The sequence below is a fragment of the Faecalibacterium longum genome (assembly GCF_040094125.1).
In the GTDB taxonomy this organism is placed as follows: Bacteria; Bacillota; Clostridia; order Oscillospirales; family Ruminococcaceae; genus Faecalibacterium; species Faecalibacterium longum.
The window spans coordinates 1-708 of record NZ_JBBNIH010000040.1 but is presented as its reverse complement, the minus strand read 5'-3'; the positions used below and the strand labels follow the sequence as shown (position 1 = coordinate 708).

The following is a 708-nucleotide window of genomic DNA, read 5'->3' as shown; positions in this document are numbered from 1 at the left end:
GCGGCCGTAGCTCATCTGGTAGAGCGCCACCTTGCCAAGGTGGAGGTAGCGAGTTCGAGCCTCGTCGGCCGCTCCATTATTGTGGAAGTTTAGCTCAGCTGGGAGAGCATCTGCCTTACAAGCAGAGGGTCAGCGGTTCGAGCCCGTTAACTTCCACCATGTGGCCCGGTAGCTCAGTTGGTTAGAGCACCAGCCTGTCACGCTGGGGGTCGTCGGTTCGAGCCCGATCCGGGTCGCTCGTCGAAAGTCCTGCGGTTCATCTGGCAGTTTTGCGAGCAAGACCGCCGTGATGAACGCCAGACTTTCTCCTCTTCCCCACAAAACCTTGCATTTGCAAGTTTTTGCGGGGACCCCGATTCAAGAAACGGATTTTGGGGAGTGCAGGGATAAATGCACTTTCTATGCCTCTGTAGCTCAGTCGGTAGAGCAGGGGACTGAAAATCCCCGTGTCATTGGTTCGATTCCGATCGGAGGCACCACGTCGAAATGTCAGCCGCTTGTCGGGCAGTCTTGCGAAGCAAGACCGCTGTGACAAGCACTGAAATTTCTCCTCTTCCCCACAAAATCTTGCATTCGCAAGCTTTCGCGGGGGCCCCGCTTGAGATACGAACGGGAGGGTGCAAGGATAAATGCACCGAATATGCGGCCGTAGCTCATCTGGTAGAGCGCCACCTTGCCAAGGTGGAGGTAGCGAGTTCGAGCCTCGTC

General features: G+C 56.5%; 5 tRNA genes. All 5 read left to right on the top strand.

The window, feature by feature from the left end:
- Positions 1-76 (top strand) — tRNA-Gly (locus tag AAAU26_RS00540).
- 7 nt (positions 77-83) lie between these two features.
- Positions 84-159, top strand: a tRNA-Val gene (locus AAAU26_RS00535).
- A 3-nt stretch (positions 160-162) separates the two neighbouring features.
- Positions 163-236, top strand: a tRNA-Asp gene (locus AAAU26_RS00530).
- 167 nt (positions 237-403) lie between these two features.
- Positions 404-479 (top strand) — tRNA-Phe (locus AAAU26_RS00525).
- A gap of 171 nt (positions 480-650) precedes the next feature.
- Positions 651-708: transfer RNA gene (locus AAAU26_RS00520), tRNA-Gly, on the top strand.